This window comes from Gulosibacter sediminis (assembly GCF_014904065.1).
Taxonomy (GTDB): domain Bacteria; phylum Actinomycetota; class Actinomycetes; order Actinomycetales; family Microbacteriaceae; genus Gulosibacter; species Gulosibacter sediminis.
Genome location: NZ_JACXJG010000017.1, coordinates 169,179 through 173,091, shown reverse-complemented (window position 1 = coordinate 173,091; position 3,913 = coordinate 169,179). Strand labels below are relative to the sequence as shown.

2 protein-coding genes are annotated in these 3,913 nt (G+C 62.7%); one reads left to right on the top strand and one right to left on the bottom strand.

Annotated features, from left to right (window positions below; translation table 11 throughout):
* Positions 1–305: 305 nt before the first annotated feature.
* Positions 306–2,993 carry an excinuclease ABC subunit UvrA gene (locus tag ID132_RS09445; protein ID WP_193128452.1) on the top strand — a complete coding sequence of 896 codons (2,688 nt, stop codon included), beginning with the start codon at positions 306–308 and terminating at the stop codon, positions 2,991–2,993.
* Between the two features lie 126 nt (positions 2,994–3,119).
* Here ID132_RS09445 and ID132_RS09440 read toward each other — a convergent pair whose 3' ends face one another.
* A complete protein-coding gene (locus ID132_RS09440; RefSeq protein ID WP_459562470.1) occupies positions 3,120–3,812 on the bottom strand; it encodes an amidohydrolase family protein in 693 nt (230 codons plus the stop codon).
* Between the last annotated feature and the right edge of the window lie 101 nt (positions 3,813–3,913).

The window sequence follows — 3,913 nt, the reverse complement described above, 5'->3', positions numbered from 1 at the left end:
CCTATCCGTGCAGCAGACCCCGCAGCTCGAATCGAGCGTGATCTTGAAAGTGCCGAGGCCAGCTGAGCTCACGCCACCCCAACCTTTTTCATCGAAGGCCGCCGCCTATTGGGCGACTATGACGCCCGGACGTTAACTGCGGCGCTCGAATCAAGCAGGCGCGGCACACGAACCCGGGAGACATCCAGCGGAAAGGGTTGAGAGCGTCGGCGTCGGGCGCGGAAAATCTGTCGTGACCTGCCGGCCGTTCGGCACTGCTGTTGATTGGCCAGGTTGCAGAACCTACTCGTTGATAGCGTTGGCTAATGAACAGGCCCTCCACACCGACTCGTGAAAACTCCGCCTTCATCCAACCGGACGTTCGAGTGCGAGGCGCCCGCGAACACAACCTCAAAGACATCGACTTGTCGGTACCGCGTGACGCCATGGTGGTCTTCACCGGTGTCTCTGGCTCAGGTAAGTCCTCGCTGGCGTTCGGCACCCTATATGCGGAGTCCCAGCGACGCTACTTAGAGTCGGTGGCACCGTATGCGAGGCGCCTCATCGACCAGGCGGGAGTCCCCGACGTCGATTCCATTACCGGAATGCCGCCCGCGGTGGCACTGCAACAACAACGCGGCGGGAGCAGCACTCGGTCAACGGTCGGAAGCATCACGACGCTCTCCAGCTTGGTCCGCATGCTGTATTCCCGCGCGGGTCAGTACCCAGATGGGCAGCCGATGCTCTATGCGGAGGACTTCTCGACCAACACGGTCCAGGGCGCATGCCCGGAATGCCACGGGATCGGACGCGTCTATGACGTGCCGGAGGAAAAGATGGTCCCCGATCCGACACTGACTATCCGAGAACGCGCAATCGCCGCATATCCCACGGCTTGGCACGGTCACCAGCTGAGGGACGTCCTCGTTGCGCTTGGCTACGACGTCGACATTCCGTGGAAAGACCTCGCCAAGAAGGACCGCGACTGGATCCTGTACACGGACGAAACGCCCTACGTCCCGGTTCACTCACGACTCACCCTCGCTGAAGCACGTGAAGCCATAGCCGCGGGCGTCGAGCCCACCTACTCGGGAACCTTCGTAGGGGTGCGACGCTATGTGCTTGACACATTCGCGAACACGAAGAGCAGCTCGATGAAACGCCGTGTCTCGGAGTTCCTCACAGTGGCCCCGTGCCCCGCATGCCATGGCAAACGGTTGAAGCCTGAGGCGCTTTCGGTGACATTCGAGGGGCTCGACATCGCCGACTTTTCACAGATGCCCTTGCGTGAGCTCATGTTGTTGATCCAAGCCGCAGTCGCTGAGGCCGCAGACGCAACTACTGATGCCCGTGATGGGGTTTCCTCATCGGGTGAGGCCCTCGACGAGGCCCTGCGTCGCGAAGCGGATGAACAGCGCGTGGCAGCCGGAGGGTCGGCCCATTCCACGGCCCCTGATGTCCGCCGAACTCCGAACCAATCGGTCGAAAAACTTGCGGCAACCATCCGCTTAGGGTCTGGACTCATCGATCGCATTCGTCCGATCATTGATCTCGGTCTGGGCTACCTGTCCTTGGATCGCACGACGCCGACGCTCTCAGGTGGAGAACTTCAGCGTCTGCGTTTGGCAACCCAGCTCACTTCCGAACTCTTCGGCGTCGTGTACGTGCTGGACGAACCCTCTGCCGGGCTCCACCCGCAAGATGTCAGTGCACTGTTGGACATCCTCGACGGGCTCAAGGAAAGCGGCAACAGCCTCTTCATCGTCGAGCACTCCGTCGACGTGATGCGCCACGCGGATTGGCTTGTCGACATCGGGCCGGCCGCAGGTGAACGTGGAGGTCGTGTCATCTATAGCGGGCCCACCGAAGGTCTGGCCGAAGTCGAGGAATCCGTCACTCGAGGTTATCTCTTCGGCGGCAGCGGGCTCCCTCCTCATCAGCCAAGGAAGCCACAAGGATGGTTGCGTTTTGAGAATATCGGACGCAACAACCTGCGGAACATCTCAGTCGAGATCCCGTTACACGCATTCACCGCAGTCACAGGTGTGTCGGGGTCGGGCAAATCCAGCCTCGTCAGCCAAGTTGTCCCCACTTTGGTCAGCGAGCATCTCGGACGCCCCATCAAGACTGACGAGCCAGTGCTCGACGGCGATGAAATGCTGCTTTCTGATGAGCCTGAAGAGCTCAAGGGTTCTGTCTCGGGAGACCTCAGTGAAATCCGCCGCGTAGTAAGCATCGACCAGAAGCCGATCGGACGAACACCTCGGTCGAACGTCGCAACGTACACAGGTCTGTTCGACCACGTGCGACGTCGATTTGCCGAGACCCCGGAAGCTCGTGCACGCGGCTACAAGCCCGGAAGATTCTCATTCAACGTCGCTGGTGGCCGGTGCCCGACTTGTGAGGGAGAGGGATCGGTCATGGTCGAGCTGCTCTTCCTCCCCTCCGTTTACACAGAGTGCCCTGACTGTCACGGCACCCGCTACCAGTCGAGCACACTCGAGATCCTCTGGCACGGACGCAATATCGCGGAGATCCTCGCAATGAGCGTCGCGGAGGCGCACGAATTCTTCGAGGGAGAGTTTGACATCATGCGCTCACTCACCGCGCTGGTCGACGTTGGACTCGGTTACCTGCGTCTGGGGCAACCCGCAACTGAGCTGTCCGGTGGTGAGGCCCAGCGAGTCAAGCTTGCCAGCGAGCTGCAGCGCGCCCAAAGCGGCGACACACTCTACGTGCTCGATGAACCGACTTCCGGATTGCACTGCGCCGACGCAGACCAACTCCTTACGCACTTACAAACGCTCGTCGACGCGGGGAATACCGTGGTCATAGTCGAGCTCGACATGCGAGTCATCGCACAGGCCGATCACGTCATCGATCTCGGGCCCGGTGCTGGGGACAACGGTGGACAAGTCGTCGCGACCGGCACTCCAGCAGAGGTCGCGACATCATCCAAGAGCGCGTCGGCACCGTATCTGGCAACTGCGCTCGAAGAGGCTGCTGCCGTGTAGGGGGTGGAAACAGTCGTTTCCTGAGGCAGCTGAGCGTGTGATCACAGCTAGCGACACTCAGGCGTCAACGCGGCGTCGTTCACCGCCCACAGATTGATGGCGCGCATCGCGTCTGGCTCGCACCAATCAGTGCGTCAAGCGATCAGCGGCCCAGATAGAACAGCGCCGCGTTGCCCCAAAACACGGCGTCGAGCTGCTCGGGTGAGAGTGCATCCGCGACCGTGTTGAAGTCGCCGTTCTCGAACGGGCGGCGCGCGCGGGTCGAGGGCAGATCGGTGCCGACCATGAGGGCGGTCGGGTCGACCGACATGATTGCCTTGATCGTCGNGGGTCGAGCTCGACCCGGCCGAAGCCGGTCGCCTTCACTTTGACGCCCTGCTCGACGAGGCGCAGGAGGTTCGCGAGGCCGTCCCCGTGCATTCCGAGGTGGTCGATACTCGCCGCTGGCAGCGAGGCGATGCGGCGCGAGAGCTCGTCGTCGATCGTGCGGGCGTCGATGTAGAGCTCGGCGTGCCAGCCGGCAAGGTCGTACACGCGGCGGGCGAGCAGCTCGAGTTCATCGAGGTCGGCCGAGCCGCCGCGCGCGACGTTAAAGCGCACGGCGCGCACGCCGGCCGCGTTGAGCTCTCGGATGCGCTCGTCGCTCGTGTCGCTTGGGATCTGGGTGACGCCGACGTAGGTGGGGCCGAGGGCGGCGAGCGCGTCGATGAGATAACCCTGGTCGAACGCCTGAAACGACCCCGACACGACCGCGCCGCCGGCGATGCCGAGGCCCTCGATGCGCCGCTGGTAATCGGCGACCATGAACGGCCCGGGCATGAAGCCGTTGTTCTCGACGAGGGGATGCGCCGGGTCGACGATGTGCAGGTGCGCGTCGAACACTGGCTGGGTCACGGTCGGGTTCCTTCCGCGCGAGGGGA

Bases quoted from the DNA above. Each gene is read 5' to 3' on its own strand.
- ID132_RS09445 (WP_193128452.1), top strand. From the start codon at position 306: ATGAACAGGCCCTCCACACCGACTCGTGAAAACTCCGCCTTCATCCAA.